General features: G+C 75.6%; 14 protein-coding genes and 1 pseudogene. 10 read left to right on the top strand and 5 right to left on the bottom strand.

Annotated elements, in window-relative coordinates; genetic code table 11:
• The first annotated feature begins 32 nt into the window (after window positions 1-32).
• Window positions 33-824, top strand: coding sequence for a spermidine synthase (locus ACLJTM_RS06080; RefSeq protein ID WP_411103256.1), 792 nt, complete (start codon window positions 33-35; stop codon window positions 822-824).
• Here the strand turns inward: ACLJTM_RS06080 and ACLJTM_RS06085 are convergent.
• Complete coding sequence (locus ACLJTM_RS06085; protein WP_411102345.1) at window positions 811-2,166, bottom strand: MFS transporter; 1,356 nt, start codon at window positions 2,164-2,166, stop codon at window positions 811-813. The genes ACLJTM_RS06080 and ACLJTM_RS06085 overlap by 14 nt on opposite strands.
• 70 nt (window positions 2,167-2,236) lie before the next feature.
• A complete protein-coding gene (locus ACLJTM_RS06090) occupies window positions 2,237-3,283 on the bottom strand; it encodes a hypothetical protein (protein WP_411102346.1) in 1,047 nt (348 codons plus the stop codon).
• Between the two features lie 96 nt (window positions 3,284-3,379).
• On the opposite strand from ACLJTM_RS06090, the gene ACLJTM_RS06095 reads away from it, so the two are divergent.
• The 5 genes and pseudogenes from ACLJTM_RS06095 to ACLJTM_RS06115 all read left to right on the top strand — a co-directional run.
• The gene (locus tag ACLJTM_RS06095; protein ID WP_411102347.1) at window positions 3,380-3,832 is read left to right on the top strand and encodes a DUF4442 domain-containing protein; all 453 of its coding nucleotides are present in this window, start codon (window positions 3,380-3,382) and stop codon (window positions 3,830-3,832) included.
• 157 nt (window positions 3,833-3,989) lie between these two features.
• Window positions 3,990-4,190, top strand: coding sequence for a DUF2191 domain-containing protein (locus tag ACLJTM_RS06100; RefSeq protein ID WP_411102349.1), 201 nt, complete (start codon window positions 3,990-3,992; stop codon window positions 4,188-4,190).
• Between the two features lie 115 nt (window positions 4,191-4,305).
• Window positions 4,306-6,816, top strand: coding sequence for a beta-glucosidase family protein (locus ACLJTM_RS06105; protein WP_411102351.1), 2,511 nt, complete (start codon window positions 4,306-4,308; stop codon window positions 6,814-6,816).
• 57 nt (window positions 6,817-6,873) lie between these two features.
• Complete coding sequence (locus tag ACLJTM_RS06110) at window positions 6,874-7,542, top strand: DedA family protein (protein WP_411102352.1); 669 nt, start codon at window positions 6,874-6,876, stop codon at window positions 7,540-7,542.
• A gap of 267 nt (window positions 7,543-7,809) precedes the next feature.
• A pseudogene (locus ACLJTM_RS06115) lies at window positions 7,810-7,902 on the top strand (ankyrin repeat domain-containing protein); the annotation flags it as partial.
• Between the two features lie 315 nt (window positions 7,903-8,217).
• Here the strand turns inward: ACLJTM_RS06115 and ACLJTM_RS06120 are convergent.
• Window positions 8,218-8,757: a gamma carbonic anhydrase family protein gene (locus ACLJTM_RS06120; RefSeq protein ID WP_411102353.1), complete on the bottom strand. Its 540-nt coding sequence runs from the start codon at window positions 8,755-8,757 to the stop codon at window positions 8,218-8,220.
• Window positions 8,758-8,908: 151 nt separating this feature from the next.
• On the opposite strand from ACLJTM_RS06120, the gene ACLJTM_RS06125 reads away from it, so the two are divergent.
• On the top strand, window positions 8,909-9,661 hold the full coding sequence (locus tag ACLJTM_RS06125) for an acyltransferase (RefSeq protein ID WP_411102354.1): 753 nt from the start codon (window positions 8,909-8,911) through the stop codon (window positions 9,659-9,661).
• Window positions 9,662-9,703: 42 nt separating this feature from the next.
• Here the strand turns inward: ACLJTM_RS06125 and ACLJTM_RS06130 are convergent, their stop codons facing one another.
• Entirely contained in the window at window positions 9,704-10,111 is a 408-nt protein-coding gene (locus tag ACLJTM_RS06130) for a CoA-binding protein (protein WP_411102355.1), read from the bottom strand.
• A 146-nt stretch (window positions 10,112-10,257) separates the two neighbouring features.
• Between ACLJTM_RS06130 and ACLJTM_RS06135 the strand changes: the two genes are divergently transcribed.
• The 3 genes from ACLJTM_RS06135 (at window position 10,258) to ACLJTM_RS06145 (ending at window position 15,149) form a co-directional block, all read left to right on the top strand.
• Window positions 10,258-10,884, top strand: coding sequence for a YigZ family protein (locus tag ACLJTM_RS06135; protein ID WP_411102357.1), 627 nt, complete (start codon window positions 10,258-10,260; stop codon window positions 10,882-10,884).
• Window positions 10,885-10,968: 84 nt separating this feature from the next.
• On the top strand, window positions 10,969-12,138 hold the full coding sequence (locus ACLJTM_RS06140; RefSeq protein ID WP_411102358.1) for an exonuclease SbcCD subunit D: 1,170 nt from the start codon (window positions 10,969-10,971) through the stop codon (window positions 12,136-12,138).
• The gene (locus ACLJTM_RS06145) at window positions 12,135-15,149 is read left to right on the top strand and encodes an AAA family ATPase (protein ID WP_411102359.1); all 3,015 of its coding nucleotides are present in this window, start codon (window positions 12,135-12,137) and stop codon (window positions 15,147-15,149) included. The genes ACLJTM_RS06140 and ACLJTM_RS06145 overlap by 4 nt, the downstream gene beginning before the upstream one ends.
• 32 nt (window positions 15,150-15,181) lie before the next feature.
• Here the strand turns inward: ACLJTM_RS06145 and ACLJTM_RS06150 are convergent, their stop codons facing one another.
• Entirely contained in the window at window positions 15,182-15,628 is a 447-nt protein-coding gene (locus ACLJTM_RS06150; protein WP_411102361.1) for an Lrp/AsnC family transcriptional regulator, read from the bottom strand.
• Window positions 15,629-15,636 lie beyond the last annotated feature (8 nt).

The following is a 15,636-nucleotide window of genomic DNA, read 5'->3' on the forward strand; positions in this document are numbered from 1 at the left end:
TCCGGAACGTGGGCCAGGGCGCCGCCAAACTGATGCCGGACGTGGACCGCGGACGGGCCTGGCTGCTGACCGTCAACGGCGCCCCGCAGTCCTATGTGGACCTCGACGAGCCGGAACACCTGGAGTTCGAGTACGTACGCCGCCTCGGGCACGTCCTGGACTGTGCGGCGCAGCCGGGACGGGCACTGGACCTGCTGCACCTGGGCGGCGGCGCGCTGACCCTGCCGCGCTACGCGGCGGCGACCCGGCCCGGATCCCGCCAGGACGTCGTGGAGTTCGACGCGGCCCTGGTGGAGCTGGTCGCCGAGCACCTGCCGCTGCCCGCCGCCGCCGGGATCACGGTGCACGCCGCCGATGCCCGCGCCTGGCTGGAGGCGGCGCCGGCCGGGAGCGCGGACGTCCTGGTCGCCGACGTGTTCCACGGCTCGCGGGTGCCGGCGCAGCTGACCTCGGTGGAGTACGCCCGCCAGGCGGCGCGGGTGCTGCGGCCCGGCGGGCTGTACGCGGCGAACCTGGCCGACGGGGCGCCCTTCGGCTTCCTGCGCTCGCAGCTGGCCAATGCCGCCGAGGTGTTCGGCGAGCTCGCCCTGGTCGCCGAACCCCCGGTGCTGCGCGGGCGGCGCTTCGGCAACGCGGTGCTGCTGGCCTCCGACGCCCCGCTGCAGGTGGCCGCGCTGGCCCGCCGGTGCGCGGCTGACGCGTTCGCGGCCCGGGTGGAGCACGGGGAGCCGCTGGCCCGGTTCATGCGCGGCGCCCTGCCGGTGGCGGACGCGGACGCCGCGCCCTCCCCGGAGCCGCCGGAGGGAGCCTTCAGCCTGGGATGACGGCGGGGGCGGGGTCTGCCGCGTCGGTGGCTGCGGGGGCGGCGTGGGCCGCGGGCCCGGACGCGGCCGGGCGGGGTCCGGGGTGCGCCGCGCGGGTCACCCGGCGCACGTCCGGGACCAGCAGGACCAGCGCGGTGACCAGCACGACCAGCGCCGCGCAGCCCCACAGCGCCGGGGTGCGGCCGAAGGCCGATTCCGCCGGTCCCGCCAGGGCGGTGGCGAGCGGGAGCATCGACACCGAGCCGAACCAGTCGTAGGCGGAGACCCGGGAGAACTTCTCCTCCGGGATCTCCTGGTGCAGGGTCGTCATCCAGTTCACGCCGAACACTTCGATCGCGGCCCCGCTGACCAGCATCACCGCGCACAGCCCCCAGACCGGCAGCGGCACGGCCAGCCCCGCCGAGGGCAGCGCCAGCGGGAACACGCACAGGGTGCCGACCAGCAGCAGCCGCCGGGGCTTCCACAGCATCATCAGGACGGCGCCGGCGAGGGTGCCCGCCCCGAAACACGCCAGGGCGAGGCCCCAGGGAGCGGGGCCGCCGAGCCGGTCTTGGGCCACGAGCGGACCGTAGACCGACTCGGCGGCGCCGACGACGGCCACCACGACGGAGAACTGGAGCACGATGCCCCACAGCCAGGGGCGGGTGCGGAACTCGGTCCAGCCCTCGCGGAGGTCGGCCAGCAGGCCCCCGCCGGGGGCCCGTTGCGCGAGGCGGCCGACCTTGAGGAAGGCGCGCAGGGCGCCGGCGACGGCGAAGGCCGCCGCGTCCACCGCCAGCACCCAGCCCGGTCCGATCGCGGCGATCAGTGCGCCGCCCAGGGCCGCGCCGCCGATGCCGGCGCCGTGCATCGCCATCCGGAACAGGGCGAAGGCACGGTTGGCGTGTTCACCGGAGACGGTGGACAGCAGCATGCCCTCGGCTGCCGGGTTGAAGAAGGCCGTGCCGGTGCCGCACAGCGCGGTCAGCAGCATCATCTGCCACAACTGCGGGTCCCCGGTGAGCACGAGCCCGGCGAGGGCGGCCTGCGACAGGCAGTTGAGGGCGTTGGCCGCCACCATCACGCGGTGGCGCGGCAGCCGGTCGGCGAGGGCCCCGCCGACGAGGAGGAAGAGGACGAGAGGCAGCGTGCGGGCCGCCGCGACCAGCCCCACGTCACCGCCGGTCCCGCCCGCCTCCAGGACGGCGAAGGCCGTGGCGACGAGCGCTCCGTGGCTGCCCAGGTTGGTCACCACCGCGGCAGCCGTCAGCAGGCTGTAGTTCCGGCCCGCCCAGGCGGGGCGGCGGCGGGATGCGGGCGTACGGGGCGCGGGAGCGCCGGAGGGGGCGACGGGAGGACTCACCCCCGGACTGTCCCGGTTCCGGGCCGGGAATCCAAACGGATTTCCGGCCCGGCGGGCCGTACGGAGGCGATCAGCCGCTGAGGCGGACCGAGCTCAGGATCTTGTCGACGGTCTCCTGGGGCACCTCGCCCGGCACGCCGGCGACGGCGTAGAGGACCCAGGAGGCGAAGTCACCCTTGGCGTTCTTGAAGCTGAACGCGATGGACTTGCCGTCCGTGTCGCACTTGTTCTCCTTCGGCACCCCGGTGGCCGTCGCCGTGGCGGTGTGGCCCTTGAGCCCCGAGGAGGTGGTGTACTCCTTGGCGTCGGACACCTTGACGGTCTCCTTGGGCGCCTTCTGCGCGTAGGCCCCGACGACCCAGCTGGCCGCCGCGTTGCGGGAGGCCTCGGCGGTGTCCTTGGCGCCCTGGGCGCCCTTGGAGCCCGTGCCCGCCAGCTCGGTCGACTCCTCCTTGCCGTCCTTGTCGGAGTCGACCTTGCACCAGTCCTCCTTGAAGTAGGCCGGTGCGGACATCACGACGAACGGGGACCCGTCGCCCTTGGTCGCGTCCTCGAAGCCCATGCTGACGCCCGAGCCGGCGACCTTCCACTCCGGCGGCACGTCGAAGGCGGTGCCGTGCCCGGGGTTGACGACCACCTTCCAGCCCGGGATGACGGGCTTGAGGTCGCCGCCGGCGCGGGGGTTGGCGCTGCTGCCGGCCGGAGCGGGAGCCGTGGGGGAGACGGGGGCCGAGGAGGAGGCGGCGGGCTTGTCGTTCGCCTCGACCTTCTTGTCGTCCCGGGTCAGGACGAAGGCGCCGGTGGCGGCCGCCGTCACCACGACCGCCGAAGCCGCCACGATCGCCACGGTCCGGGTCGCGAACGGGCTCCCGCCGCCGCCCCGCGCAGGTTCCGGCTGCTGGGGACGGCCCCAGTCCGGGCCGCCCGGAACGGTCGGGGGCTGCTGGTATCCCGGCTGCTGCGGGTACCCGTAGCCGGGCTGCTGCTCACCGTAACCCGGCTGCTGCTGGTAGGGGTTGGGCTGCCCCGGCTGTCCTGGCTGCTGCTGGTACGGGTTCTGTTGCGCGTCCTGGGGGTTGTGCTCGCCCCCGGGCGGCTGCTGCTGTCCTGGCCACATGGCCGGTAACGATAGTGGGCGGGCGCCGGGGGAGCCACGGCCGCCCCCGGTACGGCTCTGGCCAAGACTGTCTACTCGTGGGTAACATCGCGGGTCATGAGCGCAGACCAGATGAACGTGGGCGAACTGCTCGCCGCGACCGTGCCGATGGCCCGGACCCTGAACCTCCAGTTCCTGGAGACCACCCCCGAGCGCGCGGTCGTCCGGCTCCCGGACCAGCCGGACTTCCACAACCACGTCGGCGGACCGCACGCGGGCGCCATGTTCACCCTCGCCGAGTCCGCGAGCGGCGCGATCGTCCTGGCCGCCTTCGGCGAGCAGCTCTCACGCGCCGTGCCGCTGGCCGTGCGGGCCGACATCGGCTACAAGAAGCTGGCCAAGGGCGTCGTGACCGCCACCGCCACCCTCGGCCGCCCGGCCGCGGAGGTCGTGGCCGAACTCGATGCGGGCGGCCGTCCCGAGTTCCCGGTCACCGTGGCCATCCAGCGCGAGGACGAGGCCGTGACCGGCGAGATGACGGTGGTCTGGACCCTGCGCCCCCACGCCTGACCAGGCTCCTGCGGGGCGCCTCGCCAAGCCCCGCGCGGGCGGCGGACCCGCCCGCGCCGACCGGCCCGCCGCGACCCGGCGGGCCGGGCCCTGCGCTTCCCGCCCTCCCGCGGTCCGCGGCGGATAGAGTCCCCGCACGACGACCCAGGGGGTATCCGTGGCCAAGGTCAGCATCAGCCTCGACGCCGAGCTCGTGGTGGAGGTGATGGTCCTCGCCGGGGTCGGCTCCCCGCAGGACGCGGTGGAGGCCGTCGTACGGGACTACATCGCGCGCGGGCACCGTACCGAGGCGCGGGTCCAGCGCCAGGACGAGGCGCGCCACGACGCCGACAGCGTGCAACCCCCGCCGCAGGGCTGAACCTCGGCGCCCCGGTGGCGCGTCTGGACCGGGGCCGGCGCAGCCCGGCGCACAGTGGGCCCGGGGGCGGCCGGCGCGGGTCGCCCCCCGCCGACCGACGCCGCAGGGAGCGCCCATGAGCCAGGCCGTGTCCAGACGTACGGCGATCCGGCTGCTCGCCGGGGCCGGCGGGGCCCTCGCCGCGGGCGGCTGCGCGGCCACCCTCCCACCCGGCGCCGCACGGCCCGGCGCCCCTTCGCCCGCGGCCCCGACCGGCGCCCCCGGCCCCGGCGGCCGGGCGGCCCGGGTCGCCTCGCTGCTGGAGCGGCTCACCCTGGAGGAGAAGACCGCCCTGCTGCACGGCGCCCCGGACCCGGCCCCGCTGGGCCAGGCCGGTTACCTGCCCGGGGTGGCCCGCCTCGGCATCCCGGCCCTGCGGATCGCCGACGGATCCGCCGGGGTACGGGTCGCGGCGGCGGCCACCGCCCTGCCCGCGCCGGTCCTGCTGGCCTCGGCCTTCGACCCGGCGCTCGCGCGCGAGTACGGCCGCGTCATCGGCCGCGAGGCCCGCGCCCTCGGCCAGGACGTCCTGCTCGCACCCATGGCCAACCTCATCCGCACCCCGTACGCAGGGCGGAACTTCGAGACCTTCGCCGAGGACCCGCGGCTCACCGCCGACCTGGTCGCCGCGGTGGTCCGCGGCATCCAGGACGAAGGGGTCGTCGCCACCGTCAAGCACTTCGCCCTCGCCCACCAGGAGAAGGGCCGCGACACCGTCGATGTGATCGTCGGCGAACAGGCCCTGCACGAGACGGAACTGCGCGGCTTCGAAGCGGCCGTTGCCGCCGGAGCCGGCGCGGTGATGGCCGCCCGCCACAAGGTCAACGGAGCCGCGGCCGGCGAGAGCGGACCACTGCTCGGCGAACTGCTGCGGGAACGCTGGGCGTTCGACGGCTGGGTGATGTCCGACTGGGACGCCACCCACAGCACGGTCGCCGCCGTCGGCGCCGGCCTCGACATGGAGATGCCCGGCGGCACCCACTTCGGGCGCCCGCTGCGGGAGGCCGTGCGCGCCGGATCCGTGTCCCAGGCGAGCGTCGACCGCGCCGTGCGCCGCGTCCTGACCACCCTCGACCGCTTCGGGCTGCTGGCCGCCCGGCCCGCGCGCCGTCCCCCGCGCGACGCCGCCGCCGGCGCCCGGACCGCCCGCAAGGTGGCCACCGCAGGGGCCGTGCTGCTGCGCAACGAGCACGGGACGCTGCCGCTGACCGGCGCGGCCGCCCGCTCCATCGCCGTGATCGGGCCCACCGCCCGGGTTCCCTTCATCAGCGGCGGCGGCAGCGCGCACGTGGTCCCGGAGTCCGCGGCCGCCCCGCTCGCCGCCGTCCGGCAGCGCGCCGGGAACGGCTCCACCGTGCGCCACGCCCTCGGCGAGGACCTGTACGGGCGGCCCCTCCCGCCGGGACTGCTGACCCCGCCGGCCGCCCTGGACGACCGGCGGGTGGGAGCGGGGCGCAGCTGGAGCCATGCGGGGGAGTTCCGCCTCACGGCGGACGACGAGTGGACCCTGGTCCTCCACTACACCGGGCTGCGCCCCGGCGTCCGGCTCGACGGGGTGGAGCTGTTCCCCGTCCTGCAGGGCCCGGCCGAGCAGTACGCGGGCGGACTCCTCGGCGCCGCACCCGACGGGATGGCCGTCCGCCGCCGCACCCTCACCCTCAAGGCGGGCACCCACCGGCTCGCCGTGAACGCCCAGGGCGGCGCCGGCGGACAGCGCTTCCGCCTGCGGCACACCACCGGCGCGACCCGGGCCGCGGACCTCGCCGAGGCCGTGGCGTGCGCCAAGGAGGCGCGCAGCGTGCTGCTCTTCGCCTACGAGGACTCCACCGAGGGCCGCGACCGCACCTCCCTGGCCCTGCCCGGCGGCCAGGAGCGCCTGATCGAGGCCGTCACCGCCGTGAACCCGCGCACCACGGTCGTCCTGAACACCCCGTCCGCCACCACCATGCCGTGGCTCGCCCGCACCGGAGCCGTCCTCCAGATGTACTACCCGGGCCAGGAGGGAGCCGAGGCCACCGCCGCCGTCCTGTTCGGGGACGCCGACCCGGGCGGCCGGCTCACCCAGACCTTCCCGGCCGACGAGCGGACGACCCCGGTCGGCGGCGACCCCCGGCGCTACCCCGGGGTGGGCGGACGGCTGGAGTACGGGGAGGGGGTGCACGTGGGCCACCGCTGGTACGACGCCCGCAGGAGCGCCCCGCTGTTCCCGTTCGGGCACGGGCTCTCCTACACGGCCTGGGAGTACGGGAAGCTGGCGGTCCGGCCGGAGCGCGGTGGGCTCCGCGCGGAGTTCACGGTCCGCAACTCCGGCCGCCGCAAGGGCACCGAGGTGGCCCAGGTGTACCTCGGCCCCTCGCCGGACCTGGGACTCGACCAGCCGGTGCGCGCCCTCGCCGGCTACCGGCGGCTCACCCTGGCGCCCGGCCAGTCGCAGCGGGTCACCGTGGACATGGACGCCAGGACCCTGTCCTCCTGGGACCCGGCCGCGCACGCCTGGGTCCTGGGCACCGGCCGGCGCGAGGTGTTCGCCGGCCGATCCTCGCGGGATCTGCCGCTGAGGTCCGAGGCCGTGGTGAGGAGCCGATAGGCTGCCGGTCCGGCATGTCACAGGGGGCGCGCCGGGACGACACGGGAGGACGTACCGGTGCACATCCAGGAATGGCTGGAGACGATTCCGGCGGTCGCCATCTACCTCCTGGTGGGTCTGGTGATCGGGCTGGAGAGCCTGGGCATCCCCCTGCCCGGCGAGATCATCCTGGTCAGCTCGGCGCTGCTGGCCTCACAGCACGGGGACATCGACCCGGTCGTCCTCGGCATCTGCGCGATCGCCGGCGCCATCATCGGGGACTCCATCGGCTACGCCATCGGACGCAAGGGCGGCAAACCGCTGCTGGAGCGCCTCGGACGGCGCTTCCCCAAGCACTTCGGCCCCGACCAGGTGGCCATGGCGGAACGCTCCTTCGACAAATGGGGCATGTGGGCCGTCTTCTTCGGCCGGTTCGTGGCGCTGCTGCGGATCTTCGCCGGGCCGCTGGCGGGCGTACTGCGGATGCCGTACTGGCGGTTCCTGGTCGCGAACGTCCTCGGCGGGATCCTCTGGGCGGGCGGCACCACGGCCGTCATCTACTCGGTCGGGGTCGTGGCCGAGCCCTGGCTGAAGCGGTTCTCCTGGCTGGCCCTGCTGCTGGCCGTACTGATCGGCCTGACGGTGACCCTGGTCCTGCGCAGCCGGATGAAGAAGGCCGCCGCGGCCGCCGCGGCCGAGGCCGGCATCCCCGCACAGGCGGCGGCCCGGGCCACGGTCGGCGACTGACGGCCGCGGCGGACGGCGCGGCACCGGCCGGCCGGCAGATGACCGGGGACTGGTCGGCCGAGGGCCGCGCCGGGCAGTACCCCCCCCGGTGGCGAACGCGCCGGGGCGGGCCGCGGAAGCCGGCGAAGCGACCCTGGTGCGGCACCCTGCCGACGGGGGGAGCCGCGCCCGACGCATGGGCGCCGGGGGCCGCAGGGCGCTGGACCTGGCGGTGTGCGCAGGGCGCGCAGACGTCGTACGGCTGCTGCGCGGCGGGAGCCGACCCCGGTGGCCCGCGCCGGTCCCTACGACGAGGCGACGCCCCTGTGTTTGGCGGCGATGCGCGGGGACACGGCCGTGGCCCGGCTGCTCCTCGACGCCGGCGTCGGACCGGACGGACCCGTCGGACGGATGCGCTACGTCCCGCTGGTCCTGGCGGCCGCGCACGGGGACGGCCACGGCGGCCACCCGGACACCGTGGACCTGCTGCCGGAGCGGGGCGCCGGCATCGGGGCACGGATGCGGAACCGCACCGCGCTCGCCTGGGCGGTCCGCTGCGGACACCGGACGACGGCGGCCCGGCTGCTCGCGCACGGCGCCGCCGCGCCCACCCGGCGGGAGGCGCAGACGGCGCGGACGGCGGGGCCGGAGCGCGGCGCCCGCCGCCCGGAGTCCGGCCGGCCGGCCGGAGGTCCCCTAGGGCGCCACCGCGGCGCGGTGCTGCCCGGCCAGCGCCACGTACATCTGCGCATTGATCCGGATGTGCTCGCGCTCCTCCTCGGTCAGTGCGCGCCGCACCTTGGCCGGGACGCCCGCGACCAGCGAACCGGGCGGGACGACCATGCCCTGCGGGACCAGGGCCTGAGCCGCCACCAGCGAACCCGCCCCGATCACCGCACCGTTGAGGACGGTCGCACCCATCCCGATCAGGCAGTCGTCCTCGACGGTGCAGCCGTGCACGACGGCGTTGTGCCCGATGGAGACGCGCGCGCCGACGGAGACCGGGAAACCCGGGTCGACATGGAGCGTGCAGTTGTCCTGCACATTGCTGTCCTCGCCGAGCGTGATCGGCCCGCAGTCGGCGCGGAGCACCGCCGAATACCAGATGCTGGCCCCGGGCGAGACGGTGACGTCGCCGAGCACGACGGAAGTGGGCGCGGTGAATGCCGTGGGGTCGATGGCCGGGGTCTTCCCGCCCACCCCTGCCACGAGGGCCGGGGCCGCCTGATGCGTCATGTCTGTCATCCTCTGTGCTGTCGTCGGTACCGGGTCCGGATGCCGCGCCTACCGGCACCGTAGGCCACGCGGACACGGGCCCCGGCCGATGGGGTGAACATCACAGGATCATGGCCCGGACGACGGCCGCGAGGCGCACTACCGTGGCCGGGTGCCGAAGAAGCAGAACACGTTCTCCTCGCCGACGGCCTTGCGCCGCAGGTTCGCGAACCGCGTGGTCCATGCGTGCTGGCGCTGGATGCAGCAGGCCGGCGCGGTCACCGCGCAGACCCCCGGGCGGCTGCGCTTCGCGGCGATCGGGTACGGCACCCGGCTCGCCTTCCCGCAGGGCACGGTCTTCGGCGAGCCGTGGATCCGGCTCGGCGACTACTGCATCATCGGGGAGCAGGTCACCCTCACCGCCGGGATGATGCCGGACCTGGACCTCGGCGCGGAGCCGGTGCTGGTGCTGGGCAACGGGGTGGTCATCGGCCGCGACAGTCACGTCATCGCCGACACCCGGATCACCATCGGGGACGACACCTTCTGCGGTCCGGGGGTGTACATCACCTCCACCAACCACAGCTACGACGACCCCCACCAGCCCGTCGGCAAGCAGTGGCCGCGCAGCGAGCCGGTCGAGATCGGACCGGGCTGCTGGCTGGGCACGGGTGCCGTGATCCTGCCCGGAGCACGGCTGGGCCGCAACGTCGTGGTGGCGGCGGGGGCCGTCGTACGCGGCGAGGTGCCCGACCACGCGGTGGTGGCGGGCGCCCCGGCGCGCATCGTGCGGCGCTGGGAACCGGAGACCGGCTGGCAGCCGCCGCTGCGCACCCCGCCGCCGGTGCCCCTCCCCGACGGGATCACCCCGGAGCAGCTGCGCGGACTGGCGGAACTCGCGGAGGCCGAGCAGCAGACGACCTGAACGGCCGGAACCGGCTGCAGCGCCCACCGAGGGCTTGCCGCGCTAACCGAGGGCGGGGATCTCGATTGCGGGGCACCGGTCCATGACCATGCTCAGCCCCGCCTCGCGGGTCCGCTCGAAAGCGGCCTCGTCGACCACGCCGAGCTGGAACCAGACGGCCTGCGCGCCCACGGCCGCCGCCTGGTCGGCCACCGCCCCGGCCAGGTCGCTGTTGACGAACACGTCCACCACGTCCACCGGGAACGGCACCGCCTCCAGCGAGGGGTACCCGGGCTCCCCGTGGACCGTGTCGGCCTTGGGGTGCACGGGGACCACGCGCTTGCCGTACCGCTGCAGAACCCGGGCCACGCCGTAGGCCGCCCGGTCCTGGTTGTTGGACAGGCCCACCACGGCCCAGGTGTCGCCGAGTTCGGTGAGGATGGTGCGGATGGTCGCCGGGTCGCCGTACACGTGCCGCCTCCTGCTGCTCTGCTCCGTCTTCCTCCCGCATGCAACCGCGAGGACGCAGATCCGATTCCCGCCCCCTTCTGACCAGCGGGAACCGCAGCCGACCGGCGGCGGGCGGGGCGGCATCGGCCACGGCTTAGGGTGGAGTGGTGAAGGCAGACCAGTACGCGACGGTGGCCCGTGAGGGCGTGCATGAGTCCGAGGTCAACCGGTCGCGGTTCCTCTGCGCGCTCGCGCCTGCCGCAACCGAGCAGGAGGCGCAGGAGTTCATCGCGCGCATCCGCAAGGAGCACCCCACCGCCTCGCACCACTGCTTCGCCTACGTCATCGGCGCCGACGCCTCCGTCCAGAAGGCCTCCGACGACGGCGAACCCGGCGGCACCGCCGGGGTGCCCATGCTGCAGATGCTCACCCGGCGCGACATCCGCTACGCCGTCGCCGTCGTCACCCGCTACTACGGCGGGGTCAAGCTCGGCGCGGGCGGACTGATCCGCGCCTACGGAGGCGTGGTCGGCGAAGCCCTCGACGCGATCGGCACCGTCACCCGCCGCCGCTACCGCCTGGCCACCGTCACCGTCGACCACCAGCGGGCCGGCAAGACCCAGAACGACCTGCGCTCCAGCGGCCGCACCGTGGTCGACCTGCGCTACGGAACGGCAGTGGAGATCGAGGTCGCCCTCCCGGAGGCGGAGCTGCCCGCCTTTGCAGCGTGGCTCGCCGACAGCACGGCGGGCAGCGCCATCCTCACCCTCGGCGGGGAGACGTACGCGCCCTGAGCCGCCCGGGAACGGGTTAGCGTAGAGGGGTTCAGCGAGCGGGAGACGACCAGGGGGAGACGGCATGTGCGGCGGGGCCGGCGAGTGAAGTTCCTGCACACCTCCGACTGGCACCTCGGCCGGTCGTTCCACCGCGTCAACCTGCTCGGCGCCCAGGCCGCCTTCGTCGACCACCTGGTCGAGACCGCCCGCACGCACGAGGTCGACGCCGTCCTCGTCGCCGGGGACGTCTACGACCGGGCCGTGCCGCCGCTGCCCGCCGTCGAGCTGTTCGACCGCGCCCTGCACCGGCTCGCCGCACTCGGCGTGCCCACCGTGATGATCTCCGGGAACCACGATTCGGCCCGCCGGCTCGGCGTCGGGGCCGGGCTCATCGGCCGGGCCGGGATCCACCTGCGGACCGACCCGGCCGGCTGCGCCGACCCCGTCGTCCTGGCCGACGCCCACGGGGAGGTGGCCCTGTACGGGCTCCCGTACCTGGAGCCGGCCCTGGTGAAGGACGAGTTCGGCGCGGCCCGGGTGAGCCACGAGGCCGTGCTCGGCGCGGCCATGGACCGGGTCCGTGCCGATCTGGCCGGCCGCCCCCCGGGCACCCGCTCCGTCGTGCTCGCCCACGCCTTCGTCACCGGCGGGCAGGCCAGCGACAGCGAGCGCGACATCACCGTCGGCGGGGTCGAGGCCGTGCCGGCGGCCGTCTTCGACGGGGTGGACTACGCCGCCCTCGGCCACCTGCACGGCTGCCAGACGATCACCGACCGGGTCCGCTACTCCGGCTCCCCGCTCGCCTACTCCTTCTCCGAGGAGCACCACCGCAAGAGCATGTGGCTGGTCGAGCTCGGCGCGTCCGGAGAGGTCACCACCGCCGAACGCGTCGGCACCCCCGTCCCCAGGCCCCTCGCCCGGCTGCGCGGCCCCCTCGACACCCTGCTCGCGGACCCCCGGTACGCGGCGTACGAGGACTTCTGGGTCGAGGCCACGCTCACCGACCCGGTCCGTCCCGAGGACCCCATGGCCCGCCTCGCCGCCCGTTTCCCGCACACCCTCAGCCTCGCCTTCGCACCCGAGGGACGCGAAGAGGACAGCGGAGGCTCCTACGCCCAGCGCCTCAGGGGCCGCACCGACCAGGAGATCGCCGAGGACTTCGTCGCCCACGTACGCGGCGGCGGGCACGCCGACGAGGCCGAACGGGCCGTCCTGCAGGGCGCCTTCGACGACGTCCGGGCCCAGGACAGCCGCCAGGAGACCCACCGATGAGGCTGCACCGGCTGCGCATCACCGCCTTCGGGCCGTTCGCCGAACCCCAGGAGATCGACTTCGACGCCCTGTCCGGAGCAGGGATCTTCCTGCTGCACGGACCCACCGGAGCCGGCAAGACCTCCGTCCTGGACGCCGTCTGCTACGCCCTCTACGGTTCGGTCCCCGGCCCGCGCCAGGCCCCCGGCACGAGCCTGCGCAGCGACCACGCAGCGGCCGGCGCCCCCACCGAGGTCACCCTGGAACTCACCGCGGGCGGCCGCAGGCTGGAGATCACCCGCCGCCCCGAACAGGACCGGCCCAAGAAGCGCGGCACCGGGACGACGAAGGACAAGGCGCAGAGTTGGCTGCGTGAGCGCACCGGCGAGGACTGGGTCGCACTCAGCCGCTCCCACCAGGAGATCGGCGAGGAGGTCGAGCAGCTGCTCGGCATGAGCCGCGAGCAGTTCTGCCAGGTCGTGCTCCTGCCGCAGGGGGAGTTCGCCCGGTTCCTGCGGGCCGACGAGGCGGCCCGCGGCCGGTTGCTCGGCCGGCTCTTCGACACCCGCCGCTTCGCCGCCGTCGAGGCCCTGCTCGGCGAACGCCGCCGGGCCGCCGAGGCCAAGGTCCGCGCGGGCGACGAGAAGGTGCTGCACACCGCGCAGCGCCTCGCCCAGGCCTCCGGGGACAGCGCCGACCTGCGGGCCTGGCCGCTGCCCGGGCACCAGCCCGGCGACCCCGGACTGGCCGGGGCCGTGCGCGCCTGGGCGGCCGTCGCGCGCTGCTCCGCCCGGGAGCGCCTCACCGTCGCCGAGTACGCCCTGGCCGCCGCCGAGAGCCGGCACGCCGCCGCCCGCCGGGCCGCCGAGGACGAACGCGAACTCGACCGGCTGCAGCGCCGGCACGCCGAGACCACCCGGCGCGCCGCCCTGCTCGCCGAGGCGGCCCCCGAACGGGAGCGGGTGCGCGGCCTGCTGGACCAGGCGCGGCGCGGCGCCCTGGTGGCCCCCGCCCTGGAGCTGCGCGGCCAGGCCTCCGCCGCGCACCTGGCCGCCGCCCACGCGGAGGCGGCCGCCCGGGCCGAACTGCCGCCCGCCCTCGCCGAAGCGGGCACCGGGCAGCTGGCCGCCGTCGAACAGCGGCTGCGGGAGGACCTGGGCGCCCTCGGCGCCGCCCGCCGGGCCGAACAGCGCAGCGCCGAGATCGGCCGCGAACGGGCCGACCTGGACCGCGAGTCCCGGGCCGCCGAGGAGCAGGACCAGGAGTCCGCGCAGTGGCTGGAGCGCTGGGAGGCCACCCGCTCCGCCCTCCAGGACCGCGCGGACGCCGCCCAGCAGGCCGCCACCCTCGCCGAACAACTGGCGGGCCGGCTGGAACCCGCCCGGATGCACCTGGCCGCCGCCCGGCGACGGGACGCACTCGCCGCCGAAGCGGAGCACACCGCGGGCGAACTGCTCTCCGTACGCGAGGAGTCGGCCGCCGCCCGCGAGCGCTGGCTGGAGCTGAAAGAGGCCCGGCTGAGGGGGATCGCCGCCGAACTCGCCGAGGCACTGGTGTCAGGGGAGGCCTGCGCCGTGTGCGGCTCCGCGGAGCACCCCGACCCGGCCCGCCCGGCGCCCGGCCACGTGGACCGGGCAGCCGAGGACGGGGCCCACGCCGCCTTCGAGCGGGCCGAGGAGGCCCGCGCCGCCGTCGAGCGCCGCCTCGCCGCCGTCGAGGAGGCCCGCGCCGAGGCCGCGGCCGCCGCCGGCGACGCCACCACCGCCGAACTCCTCGACCTCACCGCGGACCTCAGCTCCCGGCACGCCGCCGCCCACGCCGCGGCCGCCGCCCTGCACGAGGCCCGGGAGCGGCTGGCCCGCGCCGACCGGGAGCACGCGGCCCGCAGTGCCGACCGGCTCGACTCCGAGCGGCGCGCCGCCTCCCGGGTCTCCCGCCGCGAGGCCCTGGACCGGGAACAGGCCTCGCTGGACAGCGAACTGGCGCGGGTACGGGGCGACGCTCCCACCGTCGCGGCCCGCGCCCGCACCCTGGAGGACCGGGTCCGCATGGTCTCGGCCGCCGCCACCGCGCTGCGCCGGGCCGAAACCACCGCCGCCCGGCTGAAGGAGGCCGACGACCAGCTGGCCGACGCGGCGTTCAAAGCCGGCTTCGACACGGTCGAGGCCGCCTCCGACGCGGTCCTCCCCGAGTACGAACGCAGCGCCCTGCAGCACCGGTTGGACGGCTGGCAGGCCGAGGAGGCCTCCCTCGCGGACCGCCGCACCGAGGCCGGCACCGCGGAGGCGGCGGCCCTGCCGCCGGCCGACCCGGAACGGGCCGAGGCGCGCGCCGCCCGGGCCGCGGCGACGCTCCGTACGGCCGGCTCGGCCTGCGACGCCGCCCGGGTGCGCTGCGCCGAACTCGACCGGCTCTCGCGCCAGGCGGAGCAGGAGCTGCGCGCCCTGGGCCCGCTCCGGGAGGCCTACGACCGGGTGGCCCGGCTGGCCGGTCTGACCGCGGGCACCTCCGCCGACAACGAGCGCCGCATGCGCCTGGAGGCGTACGTGCTGGCGGCCCGCCTGGAGCAGGTCGCGGCGGCGGCCACCGTACGGCTGCTGCGCATGTCCGGCGGCCGGTACACGCTGGTCCACTCCGACGCACGGGCCGGCGGGCGGGGCCGCTCCGGCCTCGGGCTGCACGTGGTCGACGCCTGGACCGGCAGCGAGCGGGACACGGCCACCCTGTCGGGCGGCGAGACCTTCTTCGCCTCCCTCGCGCTGGCCTTGGGCCTGGCCGACGTGGTCACCGACGAGGCCGGCGGCATGCGGCTGGACACCCTGTTCATCGACGAGGGCTTCGGCAGCCTCGACGACCAGGCCCTCGACGAGGTGCTGGACGTCCTGGACTCGCTGCGCGAACGCGACCGCAGCGTCGGCATCGTCAGCCACGTCGCCGACCTGCGGTCCCGGGTGCAGGCGCAACTGGAGATCGTCAAACAGCGCGGCGGCTCGGTGGTGCGCCACCGCACGGCGGCGGCGGTGCTGGACTGAGGCCGGGGGCCGGGGCGGGCGTGGGGCGGGCCTCAGGGGCTGAGCGGCCGCCGGACCAGCGGTGAGGAGTAGACGATGCTGGTGGTCACCGGGCCGAGCCCGGAGATGCGGCCGGTGACCTCCTCCAAGTGCGCCATGGAGCGGGCGGCGACCTTGAGGACGAAGCAGTCGTCGCCCGTGACGTGATGGGCCTCCAGGATCTCGGAGGTGGTGTCCAGGAAGTCGTGGAACGGCTTGTAGTTGCCGTGCGGGTAGCGCAGGCGCACCAGGGCGAGGATCGACTTGCCGAGCTTCTCGTGGTCGACGACTGCCGTGTAGCCGGTGATGATCCCGGACTCCTCCAGGCGGCGCACCCGTTCGGTGACCGCGCTCGCGGACATGGACACGGCGCGGGAGAGTTCGGTGAAGCTGGCGCGGCCGTCCTCCTGGAGGGCCTCCAGGATGCGCCAGTCGGTGGCGTCAGGGGAATAATCGGTCATGGGCCAGG

Source organism: Streptomyces sp. cmx-4-9 (genome assembly GCF_046548835.1).
In the GTDB taxonomy this organism is placed as follows: domain Bacteria; phylum Actinomycetota; class Actinomycetes; order Streptomycetales; family Streptomycetaceae; genus Streptomyces.

Excerpts from the sequence above, each read along its gene's own strand:
- ACLJTM_RS06120 (WP_411102353.1), bottom strand. The coding sequence starts at position 8,757 with ATGACGCATCAGGCGGCCCCGGCCCTCGTGGCAGGGGTGGGCGGGAAG.
- ACLJTM_RS06095 (WP_411102347.1), top strand. The coding sequence starts at position 3,380 with ATGAGCGCAGACCAGATGAACGTGGGCGAACTGCTCGCCGCGACCGTG.
- ACLJTM_RS06145 (WP_411102359.1), top strand. The coding sequence starts at position 12,135 with ATGAGGCTGCACCGGCTGCGCATCACCGCCTTCGGGCCGTTCGCCGAA.
- ACLJTM_RS06080 (WP_411103256.1), top strand. The coding sequence starts at position 33 with ATGCCGGACGTGGACCGCGGACGGGCCTGGCTGCTGACCGTCAACGGC.
- ACLJTM_RS06105 (WP_411102351.1), top strand. The coding sequence starts at position 4,306 with ATGAGCCAGGCCGTGTCCAGACGTACGGCGATCCGGCTGCTCGCCGGG.
- ACLJTM_RS06090 (WP_411102346.1), bottom strand. The coding sequence starts at position 3,283 with ATGTGGCCAGGACAGCAGCAGCCGCCCGGGGGCGAGCACAACCCCCAG.
- ACLJTM_RS06150 (WP_411102361.1), bottom strand. The coding sequence starts at position 15,628 with ATGACCGATTATTCCCCTGACGCCACCGACTGGCGCATCCTGGAGGCC.